This window comes from Brachybacterium vulturis, assembly GCF_043641765.1.
In the GTDB taxonomy this organism is placed as follows: domain Bacteria; phylum Actinomycetota; class Actinomycetes; order Actinomycetales; family Dermabacteraceae; genus Brachybacterium; species Brachybacterium vulturis_A.
Map to the genome: position 1 here is coordinate 20541 of NZ_JBHZRO010000012.1, position 17538 is coordinate 38078.

Here is a 17538-nt window from a genome sequence, read left to right on the forward strand (position 1 = left end):
GCTCGCGTCCGTGAGGTGGGGGCCAGTACCCTCGCAGCAGGCGAGGACACCGGCCCGGGGATGCTGTGCTCGGCGGTCGGGGGGAGGAACGCATGGGGACGCGAGGACGCGACCGCCCCACCGGACGAGCTCTGCCGATGGGGTGGGGCGCGGAGACCGCGTCCCCCGGATCGGACACCCCGACCGGTCGATCCGGCCTGCACCCGGACCCCGACGGGGCCGACGGGCCGGAGCCCGCAGCCGCCCCGCACGGCCGGTCCCGTCCGTCCCGCAGGAGCCGTCGGCTGATCGCCGTCTGCGCGGTGCTGGCCCTAGTGGTCGGACTGCTCATCGCCCTCCCGCGCCTGCTCGGCGCCGCCACCGGCCCGGAGCACGTCACCGAGGAGTTCCTGCAGGCCGTGGTCGACGGTGACCTCGACACGGTGCGTGCGCACACCCAGGACGCCTCCTCCGCCAGCGCCGCCGCCCTGACCGCAGAGGTCCTCGCCGGGGCGGAGGACCGACTGGACTCCTTCGAGATCCAGCACGTCGCAGTCCAGGCCGGCGCCGCGACGGTCACCGCCGAGCTGCGCACCGGGGCCGAGCGCGGCGAAGGCACCTTCACCCTGACCTCGAGCGACGACGGCCCCTTCTCGCCGACGGTGTGGGAGCTGGCGCCGGTCGTGCTGCCCGAGCTCCAGATCGACCTGACCTTCGGCGTGCAGGAGATCGAGATCGGGGGAGCCACCTTCCCGGTCCACGAGATCCTCGTCGACAGGGAGACGTCCGAGCCGCGGGTCGCGGTCCAGCTGCTCCCCGGCACCTACGAGGTCCGCCTGCCCCAGGTGCCGCCCCACGTGGAGGCACCGCACCGCGCCCTCGAGGTGCCGGCCACCTTCGGGTCGGAGAGGATGCCCGTGCACGATCTGCAGCTCACCCTCGACGAGGACGGCCAGACCGAGGTGCAGCACCAGATCGACGCGGCGCTGGAGGAGTGCACGGCCAGCACCTCGAGCGCCCCCGAGGGATGCCCCTTCGCGGTGCCCGACCCGGAGGAGGACGAGACGGCCATCGGTGGGGTCCTGCCCGTCGTGGAGCGCGGCACGTGGGCGCTCATCAGCTCACCGCACATCGCATCGAGCCCAGTCAATGCGTTTCTCTGGACGGTGCAGGGCGTCGGGACGGCGGAGTTCACCCCCGCCGACGGCGCTGCACCGATCGACGTGCCCTTCATGGTCGCGGGGACCGCAGCTCTCACCGGCCAGGGCGCGCTGGAGGTGCGCCTGCACAGCGCGGGCGCGGTCCCCTTCGGCTACTGCACCGACGCGGAGACCGGAGTCATCACCGGGGTGGTCCTCCTCGAGGAGCCCGAGCAGGACCTCGTCTCCGAGTGCGGCTGAGCGCCCCGCCCGAGCACCGCTCCGGCCGCCCGGGGCACCCCTCGGGCTGACGCGGACCCGGGGCCGCAGCCTTCCGCCCGCTGCCCTCGCGCCGGAGAGCCGGTCGCAGTATCCTCGGCACAGGCGAAGACGCTGACCAGGGAGCGCTGTGGTCCGTGGACGGGAGCAGAGCACCGGCCGGACCATCCGCACGGGATGGACCGAGGCCGATGACTCCCTCACGGCCGTTCCGGCGCCCGCACCTCTTACCACGCGCCCCCGCCGACAGAGCCGCCGCCAGCAGGGTCCCCACCGGCAGGGCCTCCGCCGTCTGGTGGCCATGCTGGCCGCGCTCGCCCTGCTCGCCATCGCGATGCCGTGGCTGCTGCTGCGCGGGCAGGAGCCCGAGGAGGTCGCACGCGCCTACCTCGATGCCCTGATCGCCGGTGACCTCGGGCTCGTGCGCGATAATCACGTCCCGGTCCACGGCGCGACGGACGTCGCGCTGAACGCTCCCCTCCGGGAGGCCACCCCCGGCTCGATCACCGGGTACACCGTGGACGAGGTCGAGGTGCGCGGGGTCATCGCGACCGTCCGGGTGACGCTGCGCAACCCGCGGGAGGAGCACACGGCGGTGCTCTCGCTGATCGCCGTTCCCGACGGTCCGCTGCGCGCACTGCGTTGGGAGCTGGAGCCCGTCCCGCTGCCGCTGCTGACCCTGGGCCCGCGGGCCAGCACCGATGTGGTGCTCCTGAACGGTCGCCCCGTCGAGATCCCGATGGTCCGCTGGGCGGGCCGACGCACCGACCGGCCGAGCGTGGCCCTGCATGTGCTGCCGGGCCGGTACACGGTGGAGCTGCCGCCCGCCGCCGCGCCCCTGGTGCCCCGGACCACGGAGGTCTACGTGCCCCCGGTGCTCGGGCACTGGCAGACCGGACTGATCACCGTGGACTACCGGCCGAGCCGGTACGGGGAGGACTCGGCGCAGTCCGTGATCCTCGGCGAGCTGGCACAGTGCCTGCGCAGCGGGGTGGCCAGGCCTCCGGGCTGCCCCTTCGGTGCCGACCTCCCGGCGGACACCCCCGGCAGCTGGCGGCTGCTGGAGCTGCCGGAGATCACCTTCGGCGCAATGGTGGGCGAGACCTTCGACTATCGCGGCGAGGGCCTGGCCGCCGAGTTCATCGCAGCGGAGGGCCGCGCAGGGGGCGGCGACCTCCCTGCACCGCGCCCGCGCGTGCACCGGATGAGCGTCGACTTCGGGGTGACCCTGCGCCGGGACGGCGCAGACCTCGAGGTCCAGCACTGGGCCTTCACCACGCTGCGCCCCTGGCCGCGGTGAGCAGCCGCTGTCCTCCGGCTGCTGCCCTCCCACCGGATACTCTGCGGGGACGCAGAGACGCACGAATCCAGGGGGCGCAGTGCCGCGCAGGCAGCAGACGGGATCGGGCCGCACCATCGGGGTGGGGTGGTCCGACGACAGCTCCGCCGACGACGGCCCCGGCGCTGAGCGGTCCGCTCCCCAGGCGCCGGGCGGAGCCGGTCGCTCCGGCCCCGGGGGTCCGCTCCCGCCACCGGCCTCCGCGGCGGGCCGACGCCGTCGGCCCCTGCTCCTGGTCGGCGCGGTCGCGGCGCTCCTCGCCCTGGTGCTGGTCCTGCCGTCGGTGCTGCTCGGCGGAGTCCCGGCCGAGGAGGTGGCCGAGAGGTATCTCGAGGCCGTCGTCGCCGGTGATGCGAAGACGGTGCGCGAGCACCTGGCTCCGCAGGACGACGTCCTGGACATCGCCCTGACCGATGCGGTGCTCGCCGCCACCGGGGATCCCATCGAGCGTTTCTCGATCGATCGGGTGAGCATCGACGGCGACAGCGCCGAGATCATCGCGACGCTCGCCCGGGGCGAGGTCGCCCTCGAGATCACGCTCCATCTCGCACGGCACCGGGAGGGTCTGCTGCGGCGCCCGGTCTGGGAACTGCAGCCGGTGCAGCTGCCCGTGCTCAAGGTCGAGATCCCCGTCGGCAGCGACGCGCTGCGGATCAACGGGCACCTGCTCGAGATCCCCGTCGCGCACCGGCCCCGCGAGGCGTTCGTGATGAGCGAGATCCGGCTGCACGTGCTGCCCGGCAGCGTCGAGCTGCAGGCGCAGGAGATCGGGGACCACGTCACCCCGCGCACGGTGCGGGTGGAGGTCCCGCCGGTGCTCGGCGACTGGACCAGCCGATCCGCTGATGCCGGCTTTGAGCTCACCGAGCAGGGAACGGAAGAGCTCTCCGGGCAGCTCGTCGACTCGCTCGAGACCTGCGCCCGCAGCACCTCCGCGCATCCCGAGGGATGCCCCTTCGCCGCTCCGTCGGGAGTCTCGGGCCCCGGCAGCTGGGAGCTGACCCGCGTCCCCGACGTCCACGTCGCGGAGCAGGAGCATGGCCTCATCCACCTCATGGTGTTCGCCGACGCCGAGTTCACCGTCCCGCCCAGCGCGAGCGGCACCGCGCCGCAGACCCACCGGGTCGTCATCGACGCCGATGCGATGGCGGTGCTCGATCGAGACGGCAGGTTCCACACCGACTGGCTCCTCGGGCCGGTGTACGGCGACAGCACGCCGGGGGAGTGACCGCTCAGCCCGCGGTGGGCTCTTCGCCCGTGAGATCCTGCGACGCCCCGGGCTCGGGACTCTCCGCGGCGGCCGCCTCCTCGGGGCTGCGGCGCACGAACAGCGCGATCACCACGGTGACCAGGCCCAGCACGGCGGAGAGCGTGAACGCCGCCGAGGTGCCGTCGGAGATGCCCTCGAGCGCGCTGCCGCCGGAGTCGACGGTGCCCGCCGCGACGCGCGCCATGATCGAGACCAGCAGCGCGGCCCCGGCCGCCCCGGCGACCTGCTGCACGGTGCCGACGATCGCGGAGCCGTGCCCGTACCGCTGTCGGGGCAGGGAGCCCATCGCGGTGGTCATCAGCGGAGTGAACACGAAGGCCAGACCCAGGGACATGATCACGTGGCCCAGCACGATCAGCCAGGGCTGCTCCGGCACCCGGGACATGATCCCGATGCCGACCACCACGGCGGACAGGCCCGGCACCAGCAGCGGTCGCGGCCCCACCCGGTCGAACAGCCGGCCCACCAGCGGCGCGAGCAGACCCATCGCCAGGCCGCCCGGCAGCATCATCAGCCCGACCGACAGGGTGGACAGCCCCAGCACCTTCTGCAGGAAGATCGGCAGCAGCACCACCACGCCGAACATCGCGCCCATCATCACCACCATCAGCACGACGGCCACGGTGAAGGTGCGGGAGGAGAAGGTGCGCAGGTCCAGCAGCGGACGCTCCTGCTTCTGCAGGGCGAGCTGACGGCCGACGAACAGGCCCAGGGAGAGCACGCCCACGACGAGGCAGACCACGGCCGCGACCGGTGCCCCGCCGGAGGCGGCGTCGGCCGCACCCTCCCCGCTCCCGCCGCTGGAGACGCCGGTCAGCCCGTACACCAGGGGGCCGAAGCCGACGCCCACCAGCAGCACCGACAGCGGATCGGCCGGTTGGTCGGAGGCCTCGTTGACGTTCTCGATCCGGCGCAGCCCGAACAGCAGGGCAGCGACCGCGATCGGCAGCACCAGCACGAACAGGGCCCGCCACGGCGCGAAGGACAGGATCAGCCCGGAGATCGTGGGGCCCAGCGCCGGAGCCACCGAGATCACGATCGAGATGTTGCCCATCACCAGGCCGCGCCTGCGGGGCGGCACCAGGTTCATCACCGTGGTCATCAACAGCGGCATCATCACCGCGGTGCCCGAGGCCTGCACGATCCGGCCGATCAGCAGCGGCAGGAACGAGGGCGAGAGGGCGCAGATCAGGGTGCCCACGGTGAAGGTGCTCATCGCGAGCGCGAACACCTGACGGGTGGAGAAGCGCCCCATCAGGTAGCCGGTGGTCGGTATGACCACGGCCATCGTGAGCATGAAGCCGGTGGTCAGCCACTGCGCCGTGGTCTCGGCGAGGTCGAGGTCCTTCATGATCGGCGGCAGCGCGACCGACAGGATGGTCTCGTTGAGGATCACCACGAACGCGCTGACCAGCAGCAGGATGATGACGCTGCGATCGCGCGGGGAGAGGGTATCGGCGGCGTGTGCAGGAGCGGGGGCGGAGAAACCAGGCACCGGGGAAGTGTAAGAAGTCGGGCCGTCGTTCGACCAGTGCTTTTCAGGAGCGCCGCGCGACCGTCCGCCGCGGCAGGCGGAGCCGCTCCAGCGGCAGGAACGCCGCCCAGCAGATCGCGGTGGGCAGGAAGTGGATGCCCAGCAGCACGAGGGTGCTGAGGTGGAAACCCAGGTAGAGCGCGACCGCGACGTAGAGCGCCTTCCCCCGCAGGAACAGCACGACGGGGGAGAGGGCCTCCAGGGCGAGGCCCGCCCACTGCGCGGGCACGAACACCCAGGGCGTGAACTCCACCAGCCAGTGCGCCAGGACGCTGCCACGTCGGATCGACGCCCAGGTGAGGATCGCGCTGTTGCCCCAGTTCGCGAGCGAGCCCGAGTACAGGATCTTCGGGATCACGGAGAAGAAATAGGTGGCCACCACCGCGATCTGGATCGCGCGCAGCGCCCAGCCGGCGGCCTCGCTATGGGTGGGGGCGGTGCCGTTCGCCGCCGTTCCGGTGGCCGCGTCCCCGGTGGCCGGCACCGCACCCCCTGACGCAGGACCGCCGCGCTCCACCCCCGCGACCGTGGGCAGGACGGCCGTGGCCACCATCAGCGCCATGTGGTCGTGGGCGATGTAGCCGTAGGAGTTGCTAAAGAGCATCCACAGCCAGAACGCGACCGCGACCACCGCCCCGGACAGCCGGGGCCGCCATCCCGCGATCCCCGCGGCGCAGCCGGCGAGGATCAGGACCAGCAGGGTGAACGCCACCGGTGCGGTCACCGGTGGCAGGTGCAGCAGGCGGGCCAGCGCGATCGGGGTGTAGAACCCGGCGTTCCCGGCATGGGAGAGCACGTCCCGCGAGAAGGTCAGCACATCGATCACCACGAAGGCGTAGATCAGCACCCGCAGCACCCGCACGCGGGCCAGCGGCAGCGCCGGGAACAGCACTGTACGGAGCGGGCTCACGGGGTTCGTGTCGCTCACGGCGCCTCCCACCGGGTGACCTCGATCAGCTCGTCCTCGCCGTGCGCGGTGCCGTCCTGCAGCTGTATGATCCGCTGGCAGAGCACCAGCGCGCTCAGCGGTGGCTCGTCGGGGTGGCGACGGTCGTACTCCGCCGCCAGCGGCGCCAGCAGCTGCGGATCCGCCTCGATCGCGGGGAGGTTGTTCTCGACGTCGGCCCGCTCGATGCCCACGGTGCGCTGGCCGAACCGGATCTCGAAGGGCTCCCCGTCGCCGCGGATGCCCTGCAGGCAGGTGTTGACCACCTCGCCGTCGGGATCGGTGCCGTAGGAGAACTGGTCCAGCACCCCGAAGGGGAACAGATCGTTGGACCGGGTCAGCCCGCCCACGCTCAGCACCCCCACGCACAGAAGCACCACCAGCCCCCGCCAGGCCATGGAGACCGGGGAGAGGCGAGAGGGGGAGGAGGGCACCCGAGGAGCGTATCGGGATCGCGTCGGAGCGGGTGCGCACGGCTCGCGACACCGGTCCGCGGCGCTCACGGCACCCGCGTGCGACGCTCGTCGACCCGAGATCGGGGCCCCGCGCGCGCGGGACCGAGGCGGCGCCCCTTGTACTCAGTAATTCCGACGATGTCATTCCTCTTTGCGGCAAATTGAGTAAAAGGTACTTCAAAAGTTGGCGCGGAATTGGCATCGGGCGTTCTGAATGTGCTGGTGGGGCGGGCATCGTGGAGTCATGGTCGACGTCTCGACGTCGACCGGCTCCGCCGCACATCTCGGCACGTCCCCTGACCTTCTCCGCATTCTTCCCCCGCGCCCTTCCCAGGAGTTCCCGATGTCCGCACCCTCACGAGTCCCCACCCATCGCGCCGACGGGTCCGCGGTCTACTTCCGCGGCGCGCGCGTGGCCCCGAAGATGGCCGCCGCCACCGGCGGCGCCGTGATCGCCGCGGGCCTGGGCGTCACCGGGGCAGGGGTCGCCACCGCGGACACCGCCGTCTGGGACAAGGTCGCCCAGTGCGAGTCCACCGGCAACTGGTCGATCAACTCCGGCAACGGCTACTACGGCGGGCTCCAGTTCTACCAGCCCACCTGGAAGGCCTTCGGGGGGCAGGAGTTCGCCTCCTACGCGCATCAGGCCACCAAGGCCGAGCAGATCGCTGTGGCCCAGCGGGTGCTCGATCGCCAGGGCCCTGGCGCCTGGCCCGTCTGCGGCCAGCGCGCGGGCCTGACCCGCGACAACGGGGGAGCGGACGCGAACGCGCAGCCCGGCGAGCGAGAGGGCAGCTCCTCCCGTGACAGCGATCGCGCCTCCACCGGGGCGCTCGTGGTCGACGGCAAGTTCGGCCCGGCCACCACCCGGGCGCTCCAGGGCTGGGTGGGCACGAGCCAGGACGGCTCGCTCTCCACCGGTGACATCAAGGCCCTGCAGTCCACGGTCGGCGCGGTCCCGGACGGCAAGATCGGCTCGGAGACCACTCGCAAGCTGCGCGCGGCCATGGGGCTGGGCAGCAACGGGGTGTGGGACTTCCGGTCCAACTACTCCACCGTGAAGGCGCTCCAGGTCTTCCTCAACGAGGGCGCGCCCGCGAGCGCTCCCGCCCCCTCAGCTCCCTCCGCCCCGTCGGCGCCGAGCACGGGCGACCTCGTGGTGGACGGCAAGTTCGGCCCGAAGACCACCAGCGCGCTGCAGGGCTGGGTGGGCGTGAGTCAGGACGGCTCGCTCTCGACCAGCGACATCAAGGCCCTCCAGGGCAAGGTCGGGGCCGTCCAGGACGGCAAGATCGGCTCGGAGACCACCCGCAAGCTGCGGGCCGCGATCGGGCACGGCAGCAACGGCGTGTGGGACTTCCGCACCAACTACTCCACCGTGAAGGCGCTGCAGCAGTACCTCAACGCGCACTGAGAACCCGCGGGCGAGCGCCCGCCGCAGGACATCACCGACGACGCGTCGGCCCCGATCGGGGTCGGCGCGTCGTCGTCGTGGTCGCGGTGGCTCTTCCCGGTGGGGCGACACCTGAGAGCCCCACGTCTCGGAGCCGACCCGGCCTTTAATACCTGGAAATATGGTGCAAAACGGACATAAGGGAGGTAAGGTCGTGCTCGGAAGGGCGGACATAACGGACATACTGGGGCAGCGTGCCAGGTTTCCCGTTCCGCGTACCGCTGTGGAAGGAAGATCATGTCCATCTTTACCCTGCGCGACGAGACTCGTCCTGAGCATCGCACCGGAGAGTCGAAGCGAGCCTCCGCAGCACGTCGCTGGGGGACCAGACCTCGTCTCATCCGACGGGACCCGGGGGAGCTGCACGTGGTCCCCGAGGCCGGGGCGGCCGCCCCTGCGGAGGCCGAGCCCGTTACGCCTGCGCCGACGGCGGTGCAGAGGCCGCGAGCCAGGCGTGCGCGACGTGAGCTGCAGCCTGCCGCACTTCCCTTCGCCCTGGTCGACGCTCTGGTGTGGTTCGTCGGCCTGTGGATCGCCTCGGGGCTCCGGCTGGAGACCCCTGCCATCTCGGCCGGTCTCGCGATCGACGGGCGAGCCACTCCGTTCTTCGGCCTGCTGATCTGTGTCGGCTTCGCAGTCCTCGCCTACACGCTCCTGGCGCGCACGCTCCGCCTGCATCAGGGACGGCACCTGGTGGGCAGCTTCGACGAGCTGATGCCGCTCGCCGTCACCGTGGGAGCCGTCTCCGCCGTCGTGACCGTCCTGAACCTGGCGGCGCCGGTGCGGATGGTCCCGCTGACGGCCCCGCTGATCGCCGCACCCCTGGTGCTGGTGCTCGCTGGGATGGTCCGCTACTTCGTGCGACGGGCCGTGCTCCGCGCCACCCGGCACCTACGGAACGACACGACCGCCCGGGCGCTCATCGTGGGTGCCGGTGAAGTGGGTCGTACCCTCTCCGACTCCATGCGCTGCGACGGCTCCGCCGTCTGGGAGCCGGTCGCCTTCCTCGACGACGACCCCCGGAAGCGACACCTCCGCCATGCCGGTGCCGCGGTGCTGGGGACCACGAAGGATCTGGCGCGAGTCGCGGCGAGCTCCCGCGCCGATGTGCTGGTGATCGCCACCCCGTACATCAGTGCCGTGGCGATCGGAGAGCTCACCGCGGAGGCCACCGCGCTCGGTCTGCCGGTGAAGATCGTGCCGCCCCTCGGAGAGATGCTGGGCGGGGTGCGCCATACCGACCTGCGCGAGATCCAGCCGCACGACCTGCTGGGCCGGCGCCCGGTCGAGACGGACCTCAGCACCATCTCCGCAATGCTCGCGGGGAAGACGGTGCTCGTGACCGGAGCGGGCGGATCCATAGGCTCGGAGCTGTGCCGCCAGATCTCGAGCTTCGGCCCGAGCGAGCTGGTGATGCTCGACCGTGACGAGTCCGCACTGCACGCCCTGCTGCTCACCATGGACGGCACTGCGGACCTCGGGAAGGACAACATGGAGCTCGCGGACATCCGCGATGCTGAGCGCCTGGATACGGTCTTCGCCCGGCACCGCCCTGACGTCGTCTTCCATGCCGCGGCCCTCAAACACGTGAACATGCTCGAGAAGAGCCCGGACGAGGCATACAAGACGAACGTGCTCGGCACCCACAACGTGCTCGAAGCGGCCGAGCGCCACGGCGTCGAACGGTTCGTGAACGTCTCCACGGACAAGGCCGCCGACCCTCACAATGTGCTCGGCCTGAGCAAGCGGGTCGCGGAGGGTCTGACCGCGCAGAAAGCGCTGACGAACCCGCACGGCTCCTGGGTCAGCGTCCGGTTCGGGAACGTGCTCGGCACCCGCGGTTCGGTGATCCACACCTTCATCGCGCAGATCGAGCGCGGCGGCCCGGTCACGGTCACCGACCCCGAGGTGACCCGGTTCTTCATGACCGTCTCCGAGGCCGTGCAGCTCGTGCTGCAGGCGGCCGTGGTGGGGGACAGCGGCAAGGCCCTCGTGCTCGACATGGGCGAGCCGGTGCTGATCGAGCATCTGGCCCGTCAGCTCATCGAGGCCTCGGGGCGTGATGTCGACATCGTCTACACCGGACTGTGCCCCGGCGAGAAGATGCACGAGGTGCTCTTCTCTGCCGGAGATTCCTCCCAGCCCACGGCCCACGCCCTGGTCACCGGAGTCCCGGTGGCTCCGGTGGACATGCGGGACATCCCGACCTCGTACTCCCTGCACCAGGCAGATCAGTTCATGGGCGTCATGTCCAACGTGTGCGGCTCGATGAGCGCTCCTGTGGCCGTGGGGTTCTGACGCCATGACTCGAGTGCTCCTGTCCGGACCGGACATGTCCTACGCCGAGCGTGCCGCCGTGGTCGAGGCCTTCGACTCGGGGTGGATCGCACCGCTCGGACCCGCTGTCGACGACTTCGAGAAGCGGATGGCGGATCGGCTCGGGCGCCGTCACGCCGTCGCCCTCAGCTCCGGGACCGCGTCCCTCCACCTGGGGCTGCTCGCCTGGGGCGTGGGCCCCGGGGACGTCATCCCGACGTCGACGATGACCTTCGCCGCGACCGCCAACGCGATCACCTACACCGGCGCGACCCCGTACTTCATCGACGCGGATCCGCAGACCGGTCAGATGGACCCCGCTCTGCTCGAGGAGGTGCTCGCCACGCTCCAGCGGGAGGGGAGGTGCGCCCCCGTCGTCGTCCCCGTGGACCTGCTCGGCAGATGCGTCGACTACACGCAGATCGGCAGCATCGCCTGGCGGTACGGTGCCCGCGTGCTCGCCGACTCGGCCGAGTCCCTCGGCGCGCACCATGCCGGGCGCCCCGCCGGGAAGCATGGGGACGCCGCGATCCTGTCCTTCAACGGCAACAAGGTGATGACCACCTCGGGCGGCGGGATGTACCTCACCGACGACGAGGCCACCGCCACGCGAGTCCGCTTCCTGGCCACCCAGGCCCGGGAGCCGGTCGCGCACTACGAGCATCGGGAGGTCGGGTACAACTACCGTCTCTCGAACCTCCTGGCGGGGGTGGGCATAGCCCAGCTCAGCCGGCTCGACGGCATGATCGCCCGGCGCCGGGCGCGCCGCGAGGCCTATGCCGCCCTGGTCGCTGATGCGCCGGGGGTGGAGATCTTCCAGCGGGACGGCGACCAGGAGGACAACTGCTGGCTCACCGCAGTGGTCGTCGATCCCGACGTGGCGGGCTTCACCGCCGCCGACCTCGGGGCGGCGCTGACGGCGGCCCGGATCGAGTGCCGACCGCTATGGAAGCCAATGCACCTGCAGCCGGTCTTCTCCGCGGCCCCGGCCAGGGTCACGGGAGCCGCGGAGCGGCTCTTCACCACCGGACTCACCCTCCCCAGTGGGTCTGTGCTCACCGAATCCGAGTGCCGGCAGGTGGACGGGGTGCTGCACGAGTTCCTCGCGTCGCGACGGCCGTGCACGACGACGGCGGAGGTCTGAGCCATCGTGCCGATCGGTGTGGAGATCGTGGACGACGAGATGTCTGTGAGGGAACGTCAGGCAGTGAGGGCGGTGCGGTCCCTGGTGTGCGACGACTTCGGGATCGACGAGCGGCAGGTCGAGGAGATCATCCTGGAGTGGATGGGGTCGTACCTGTCGGCCGCGCACCCCGAGCTGCCCAGGCCCGGTGCGGTCTGTCCCTTCGTGAAGCCGGCCCTGGATGCCGGTGTCGTAGAGGTCCGCAGCGGGGGCGTCGCGGAGCGTGACCCCCAGCCCGTCGTCCTCGACGTGACCCGTCGTGCCCTGTCCGAGTTCGTGGAGACCCCGCTGCCGGGGCGGGAGAACCCGCTCCGTGCGCTGGTGCTCGTCTTCCCGGACCTCCTCGGGAGCGGGTACGTGATCGACGACGTCCACGAGGCGCTCAAGATCGAGGCGGTGCGGGCCGGTCTGATGCTGGGTCAGTTCCATGCCGATTGTCCTGAGCCCTCGGCGCGCAACGCGGACTTCCCCGTCAACGTGTCTCCTGTGCCACTGTTCGCGATCCGGTACGGTACATGACCGTCCACGACATCCTGTTCCTCCACGGGGACGGGGACTGCTTCCTGGAGTATGTGCAGCGGTTCGGTCATCTCTACCGCAAGGACCGGAGGATCGACCCGGTCTTTCGTGAGCTCTACGACCGTGCGACGGCACGCTTCGGCGCCGACGCCGGCAGAGAGGGCGACGGCGCCGGGGACCAGCGGCCGAGGTGCCCGGTCACCGGGACGGTCGGCTGAGCGGCGTCATGCGCTCTCCCTATCGAGGACCTCGCCGAGAGATCTCGAGAAGCCTCTCCGGGTCCGGGATCTCGGAGACGAAGAATCGCCTCTTCCCCTCGCTCGCGAGCTCTCCGGGACGGACGTACCGGAATTCGCAGCTGAGGATGTCCCCGACCTCCTCGTCCAGGACCTGTCGGATCCGATGCTCGAGCTCGGGGGAGGGATCGGCGTCCAGGACCCAGGTGAAGTGGCCGATCGCCCGCTGGCGGAGCTGGAACTGGCGGAGCCCGGCCGCGTCGTCGATGCGCATGAAGAGCTGGAAGTACCCGGCGCGGACCGGAGCGTCGACGGTCCCGGCGATCGCGACGTCGCTGCTGCGGCCGGCGAGCTCGGCCAGGCGACTCGGCACGGCAACGCCGTCACGATCCACCGCGAATCGTCCGAGATCGCCGGTGTCGTAGCGGAGGAACGGCATCGCGCGGTTGTAGAGATCGGTGACGACGATGCGGCCGAGCGCCCCGGGGCGGGCCGGACGATCGGAGTCCTGTTCCAGGATCTCGACGTGGAATGTGCTGGTGTCGAGGGCGTACTGCGGCGACGACCCGTTCGTGAAACCCAGGATGCCGTTCTCCGTGTTCGAGTAGCGCATGGTCAGTGCGATGCCGAACAGGCGGGGCACCGCCTCCGTCAGATATCTGGAGGCGGGCTCGCCGACGCCCAGGACCAGACCGACGGTTCCGGGCGGAAAGGAGATCTCCAGTCGTTCGAAGCCTCGCAGGAGAGTCTCGAGGAAGGAGCTCAGCCCCATGATGGTGGTCCGGGATCGACGCGTCATCCAGCGGGCGACCGCACGGATCGACTCGTCGTCCTTCTCCCCGGCGTACAGGTGCTGACCGCGCAAGGCGTAGGAGAACCGATCCCGGCGCGTGGCATGCACCCAGGGGCGACAGTGGACGAACGAGCCGAAGGGATCGGCGCCCAGGGCGCGGTACCCGCCCACCAGCTGTGCCCGATGGCGGGCGATCCGCTCCGCATCGAAGTACGAGGTGAAGGGAACCCCCGAGCTCCCGGAGGACATCCGGCTGGTGAGCAGCTCGGGCCGGAACCCCGCGGCGAAGAAGTCGTCGGGAGCCGCGACCATCATGCTCTTGTCCACCACCGGCAGTTCGTCGAAGGTCTGTGCCTCGAGCCGACGGTAGAGGTCACCTCGCTGGTGGCATGGCGCAGAATCCGGGCGATGGCGCTCGGTGCCGCGGCGGCGGGTGGACCCTCGAGGCTCTGCTGGGTCTCGAGGGCGATGGACTCGGACAGTCCACAGGGCATCGCCAGGGCGCAGAGGCGCCGGGCGCGGGGCGCGATCATGATCCTCCTGCCTGGGGACGTCAGGCGTCCCTGCGAGCGCGGGCGCTCGCGATCCTGAGGAGTTCCTCCGAATCGGAGATCTCATTGACGAAGGTCTGCCGCTTCTCGGCCCCGGAGTGGAGGGTGTCGTCGGAGTACTCCACCTCGCAGCTGATGATGTCGCCGAGCGTGTCGTCGAGGATCCGACGCAGCTCCGCCTCGAGCTCGAGCGACCTGTCGGCGTTGAGAATCCACGTGAAGTGCCCGACGTCGTGCTGACGCAGCTGGAACTGGCGGATCGACGGGATCAGCTCGACCGGCTCGATGATCGTGAAATGGGAGGCGCGGCGCGGATCCGCGCGGTTGCCGGCGATCGGAAAGTCCCGGGCGCGCCCGCCCAGTTCTGCCAGCACGTTGGGGATCGTGTGTCCCGACCCGTCGACGGCGAATCTCCCGAGGTCGCCGGTGTCGTAGCGCAGGAACGGCATGGCCCGGTTGTAGAGGTCGGTCACGACGATCCGCCCGAGCTCCCCGGCCGGCGCGGGAGTGTCCGAGTCGTGGTGGAGTATCTCGATGTGGAACGTGCTCGTGTCGAGTTTGTACGAGGAGCCGGCGGTCGAGGTGAAGCCCATCACGCCGTTCTCCGTGTTCGAGTACCGCATCCTCAGGTCGATGCCGAACTGCCGCCGCACCATTCGGCGCAGATGTGCGGTCGAGGGCTCGCCGGCGCCGAGGACGAGGGAGACGGTCCCCGGGGGGAGCTCGATGCCCAGCGCGTCGAAACGGTCGAGGAGGGACTCGATGTATGAGCAGATCCCGATGATCGCCGTTCCCGGTCGCCGGCGGAGCCACCGGGCGACGCCATGGATCGTCGCCTCGTCCTGCTCAGCGGCGTAGAGCCGCTGCCCGCGCAGAGCGTAGGAGGCCCGCTGGTGGAGGGGGACCTGGTACCACGCGCGGCAGTGCAGGAAGGTGCCGAAGGGATCAGTGCCCAGATAGCGGTAGGCGCCGACCAGCTCGGCGCGATGGCGAGCGATGCGATCGGCGTCGATGAAGGCCTGGAACTTGATCCCGGAGGTGCCCGAGGAGACCCTCGAGGTGAGGCGCTCCGGACGTACGCCGACCGCGAAGAAGTCCTGCGGCTCGGCAACCATCATCGGTTTGGAGACCACGGGGAGATCCTCGAACGCTGTCACGTTCAGGCGCTGGTAGAAGGGGACCTTGCTCATGGCGTGCTGGACGATGCGCTCGATATCGTCTGCGCCGCTGCGGGCGGACGGCGCCTCGAGGGCACGGCGCACCTCGTCCGCTACGCGCGGAGAGGCCCCGCGCGGCATCAGGCGCGCGGCGGCGCTGCGTCCTGAAGAGAGTGCCGTCGAGAGCATGGCGTCACACCTGTTCAGTAGTGGTTCGGTCGATTGCCCAGTAGTGTATACCCGAGATATAGTGATATGTCCGAATTTGTCGGACTCGGAGGTCCGGGGTGACGTGCCCGTGGACAGGTCGAGGAAGAGTCGAGGAAGTGGAGCGCGATGACGTCGCAGAGATCCCTGTCGATCACCACCTACGATCGCGTCAAACGGCTGGGGGACGTCCTGGTCGCAGGCGGAGCGCTCGCGATCCTCTCGCCGGTGATGCTGGGCACCGCGCTCCTGGTGAGGGTGAAGCTCGGGAGGAACGTACTCTTCCGTCAGGAGCGTCCCGGCGTGGACGGGCAGGTCTTCGAGATCCTGAAGTTCCGCACGATGCTCGACCCGGACCCGACGCGTGGGCTGATGTCGGACGCTGAGCGCATGACGCCCTTCGGCGACCGGCTGCGCGCCACCAGCCTCGACGAGCTCCCGAGCCTGCTCAACGTGCTCCGCGGGGAGATGAGCCTGGTCGGTCCGCGGCCGCTGCGCACCTGGTATCTCGATCGGTACTCGCACGAGCAGGCACGGAGGCACGAGGTGCTGCCGGGGCTGACAGGGCTCGCGCAGATCTCGGGCCGGAACGCCCTCTCCTGGGACGACCGCCTCGACTTGGACGTGCATTACGTCGAGACCCGCAGCCTCCTCGTGGACCTGTCGATCCTGTTCGGCACCATCCCGAAGGTCTTCCGCCGGGAAGGCATCTCGGAGGAGGGGCAGGCCACCCGCAGCGACTTCTTCGGGCCGCGGCGCCTCGGGCCGTACGAGATCCGGCCGGCCGACGAGCACTCCGACGGCCGCCTCTGGGACGTCCTGGACCGCTCCACCGGGACGGTGCTGGCCCGGTGCGGGATCGCCCCCGCCGCGAACGGCGCCGCCGATGTCGACATCATGGTCGCCCCGACGGCGGGGGAGCAGGACCTTATCCGCCGTCGCGCCATCGAGATGCTCGCCGGGATCGGTCGCGAGCTCGGACTCCAGCAGCTCCGGGTGGCGACGCCGCCTGACGGCTCCGTCCGCTCCTTCGACCTGTCGAGATCCGCGGCCGGCGGCAAGGTCACGGAGCATGATTCCTCCGCAGTCCTGACGTCCTCCCTGGAAAGGGGCAGAGGTGCCTGAACATCCCACGGTCGTGATCGGCTCGGCCGGTCGGCGCCTGTACCTCGTGGACTGGTTCCGCGACGCCTTCGCCGCCCTCGGCCTCGACGGGCGAGTGGTCGTCACCGAGAACGACCCGACCAGCTCCGCCGCGTCCTACGGGGACGTCGCCCGGCAGCTGCCGCGCTACACCGATCCGGCCTACGGCCTCGCGCTCCTCGACCTCGTCGACGAGATGCGTCCACGGCTGTTCGTCTCTGTGAACGACTACGAGCTCATGCACCTCCACGTGCACACCGATCTCGCGCAGCAACTCCGCCACCGCGGGGTGCTCGTGCCCGGGGTGTCCTCGGAGTGGCAGCGCGGCTGTGCCGACAAGCTGCAGATGGCGAGGCTGCTGGACGAGATCGGGGTCCGGACCCCGCTCACGCTCCGCGGCGGAGACCAGGACGGTCTCGCAGAGCTCGCGGGCCGCGTCGACGAAGTCGTCGTGAAGCACCGCTTCGGCAGCGGGTCCTCGGGGCTGGCGCTGGTCCCGGCCGGCGCCGCGCTGGCCGCCGTGGCGAATGCCGTCCGTACCGCCCCCGTCACCGGGGGCCGCGCTCCGACCGCGGATGACGTCGTGGTCCAGCCACGACTGACCGGCGTGGAGCACGGCGTCGACATCGTGGGCGATCTGCACGTACCGGGTGCGCTGAGCGCCGTCCTCGCCCGCAGCAAGCTGAGGATGCGTGCCGGGGAGACCGACAAGGCCGTGACCGTCGACTCGGGGCCGTTCCGCCGCAATGCCGCGCTCATCGCGCGGGCGGCAGGGCTCACGGGTCTGATCGACGTCGACATGTTCCTCGGCGCCGACGGCGAGGCCTCGGTCATCGACATCAATCCGCGCTTCGGCGGCGGCTACCCCTTCGTGCACCTCGCCGGTTCAGACGTTCCTCGCTACTGCATCGCCAGCGCCTTCGGCGTGACGATCGACGATGGGTGGAGGGACTACGAGCCAGGAGTGATCTCCGCGAAGTATGAAGGGGTGCGCGTCACCGCGCGAGCGGGGGTCGCGAGCCTGGTGGCCCGGTGAAAC

The 17538-nt window shown here is 70.6% G+C and carries 15 protein-coding genes; 10 read left to right on the forward strand and 5 right to left on the reverse strand.

Annotated elements, in window-relative coordinates:
• Positions 1 to 92 precede the first annotated feature (92 nt).
• The 3 genes from ACHUEU_RS10625 (at position 93) to ACHUEU_RS10635 (ending at position 3964) form a co-directional block, all read left to right on the forward strand.
• On the forward strand, positions 93 to 1379 hold the full coding sequence (locus ACHUEU_RS10625) for a hypothetical protein (protein WP_394216094.1): 1287 nt from the start codon (positions 93 to 95) through the stop codon (positions 1377 to 1379).
• A 319-nt stretch (positions 1380 to 1698) separates the two neighbouring features.
• A complete protein-coding gene (locus ACHUEU_RS10630) occupies positions 1699 to 2697 on the forward strand; it encodes a hypothetical protein (protein WP_394216095.1) in 999 nt (332 codons plus the stop codon).
• A 79-nt stretch (positions 2698 to 2776) separates the two neighbouring features.
• Positions 2777 to 3964 (forward strand): hypothetical protein, encoded by a 1188-nt coding sequence (locus tag ACHUEU_RS10635; RefSeq protein ID WP_394216096.1) that lies wholly within the window; start codon positions 2777 to 2779, stop codon positions 3962 to 3964.
• 4 nt (positions 3965 to 3968) lie between these two features.
• On the opposite strand, the gene ACHUEU_RS10640 is transcribed toward ACHUEU_RS10635, so the two are convergent.
• From ACHUEU_RS10640 to ACHUEU_RS10650, 3 genes are read right to left on the reverse strand one after another with little or no spacing between them, the layout of a single operon-like run.
• The gene (locus ACHUEU_RS10640; RefSeq protein WP_394216097.1) at positions 3969 to 5501 is read right to left on the reverse strand and encodes an MDR family MFS transporter; all 1533 of its coding nucleotides are present in this window, start codon (positions 5499 to 5501) and stop codon (positions 3969 to 3971) included.
• Positions 5502 to 5544: 43 nt separating this feature from the next.
• Complete coding sequence (locus ACHUEU_RS10645; RefSeq protein ID WP_394216098.1) at positions 5545 to 6468, reverse strand: hypothetical protein; 924 nt, start codon at positions 6466 to 6468, stop codon at positions 5545 to 5547.
• The gene (locus tag ACHUEU_RS10650; RefSeq protein WP_394216099.1) at positions 6465 to 6920 is read right to left on the reverse strand and encodes a hypothetical protein; all 456 of its coding nucleotides are present in this window, start codon (positions 6918 to 6920) and stop codon (positions 6465 to 6467) included. Before ACHUEU_RS10650 ends, ACHUEU_RS10645 begins: the two co-directional genes overlap by 4 nt.
• A 364-nt stretch (positions 6921 to 7284) precedes the next feature.
• On the opposite strand from ACHUEU_RS10650, the gene ACHUEU_RS10655 reads away from it, so the two are divergent.
• From ACHUEU_RS10655 to ACHUEU_RS10675, 5 genes are all read left to right on the forward strand, one after another.
• Positions 7285 to 8355: a transglycosylase family protein gene (locus tag ACHUEU_RS10655; protein ID WP_394216100.1), complete on the forward strand. Its 1071-nt coding sequence runs from the start codon at positions 7285 to 7287 to the stop codon at positions 8353 to 8355.
• 276 nt (positions 8356 to 8631) lie between these two features.
• Complete coding sequence (locus ACHUEU_RS10660; protein ID WP_394216101.1) at positions 8632 to 10692, forward strand: polysaccharide biosynthesis protein; 2061 nt, start codon at positions 8632 to 8634, stop codon at positions 10690 to 10692.
• A 4-nt stretch (positions 10693 to 10696) separates the two neighbouring features.
• Positions 10697 to 11854: a DegT/DnrJ/EryC1/StrS family aminotransferase gene (locus ACHUEU_RS10665; RefSeq protein WP_394216102.1), complete on the forward strand. Its 1158-nt coding sequence runs from the start codon at positions 10697 to 10699 to the stop codon at positions 11852 to 11854.
• A gap of 6 nt (positions 11855 to 11860) precedes the next feature.
• The gene (locus tag ACHUEU_RS10670; RefSeq protein ID WP_394216103.1) at positions 11861 to 12412 is read left to right on the forward strand and encodes a DUF6875 domain-containing protein; all 552 of its coding nucleotides are present in this window, start codon (positions 11861 to 11863) and stop codon (positions 12410 to 12412) included.
• Positions 12409 to 12630 carry a hypothetical protein gene (locus ACHUEU_RS10675; RefSeq protein ID WP_394216104.1) on the forward strand — a complete coding sequence of 74 codons (222 nt, stop codon included), beginning with the start codon at positions 12409 to 12411 and terminating at the stop codon, positions 12628 to 12630. Before ACHUEU_RS10670 ends, ACHUEU_RS10675 begins: the two co-directional genes overlap by 4 nt.
• A gap of 19 nt (positions 12631 to 12649) precedes the next feature.
• On the opposite strand, the gene ACHUEU_RS10680 is transcribed toward ACHUEU_RS10675, so the two are convergent.
• Both ACHUEU_RS10680 and ACHUEU_RS10685 read right to left on the reverse strand, forming a co-directional pair.
• Positions 12650 to 13771 (reverse strand): phenylacetate--CoA ligase family protein, encoded by a 1122-nt coding sequence (locus ACHUEU_RS10680; protein ID WP_394216105.1) that lies wholly within the window; start codon positions 13769 to 13771, stop codon positions 12650 to 12652.
• Positions 13772 to 13994: 223 nt separating this feature from the next.
• Positions 13995 to 15338: a phenylacetate--CoA ligase family protein gene (locus ACHUEU_RS10685; protein WP_394216106.1), complete on the reverse strand. Its 1344-nt coding sequence runs from the start codon at positions 15336 to 15338 to the stop codon at positions 13995 to 13997.
• A gap of 147 nt (positions 15339 to 15485) precedes the next feature.
• On the opposite strand from ACHUEU_RS10685, the gene ACHUEU_RS10690 reads away from it, so the two are divergent.
• Positions 15486 to 16481 carry a sugar transferase gene (locus ACHUEU_RS10690; protein ID WP_394216107.1) on the forward strand — a complete coding sequence of 332 codons (996 nt, stop codon included), beginning with the start codon at positions 15486 to 15488 and terminating at the stop codon, positions 16479 to 16481.
• The gene (locus ACHUEU_RS10695) at positions 16474 to 17535 is read left to right on the forward strand and encodes an ATP-grasp domain-containing protein (protein WP_394216108.1); all 1062 of its coding nucleotides are present in this window, start codon (positions 16474 to 16476) and stop codon (positions 17533 to 17535) included. The genes ACHUEU_RS10690 and ACHUEU_RS10695 overlap by 8 nt, the downstream gene beginning before the upstream one ends.
• Positions 17536 to 17538: the final 3 nt, after the last annotated feature.

Coding starts and splice junctions, on each gene's coding strand:
- ACHUEU_RS10690 (WP_394216107.1), top strand. CDS start 15,486: ATGACGTCGCAGAGATCCCTGTCGATCACCACCTACGATCGCGTCAAA.
- ACHUEU_RS10675 (WP_394216104.1), top strand. CDS start 12,409: ATGACCGTCCACGACATCCTGTTCCTCCACGGGGACGGGGACTGCTTC.
- ACHUEU_RS10630 (WP_394216095.1), top strand. CDS start 1,699: ATGCTGGCCGCGCTCGCCCTGCTCGCCATCGCGATGCCGTGGCTGCTG.
- ACHUEU_RS10655 (WP_394216100.1), top strand. CDS start 7,285: ATGTCCGCACCCTCACGAGTCCCCACCCATCGCGCCGACGGGTCCGCG.
- ACHUEU_RS10625 (WP_394216094.1), top strand. CDS start 93: ATGGGGACGCGAGGACGCGACCGCCCCACCGGACGAGCTCTGCCGATG.
- ACHUEU_RS10660 (WP_394216101.1), top strand. CDS start 8,632: ATGTCCATCTTTACCCTGCGCGACGAGACTCGTCCTGAGCATCGCACC.
- ACHUEU_RS10665 (WP_394216102.1), top strand. CDS start 10,697: ATGACTCGAGTGCTCCTGTCCGGACCGGACATGTCCTACGCCGAGCGT.
- ACHUEU_RS10685 (WP_394216106.1), bottom strand. CDS start 15,338: ATGCTCTCGACGGCACTCTCTTCAGGACGCAGCGCCGCCGCGCGCCTG.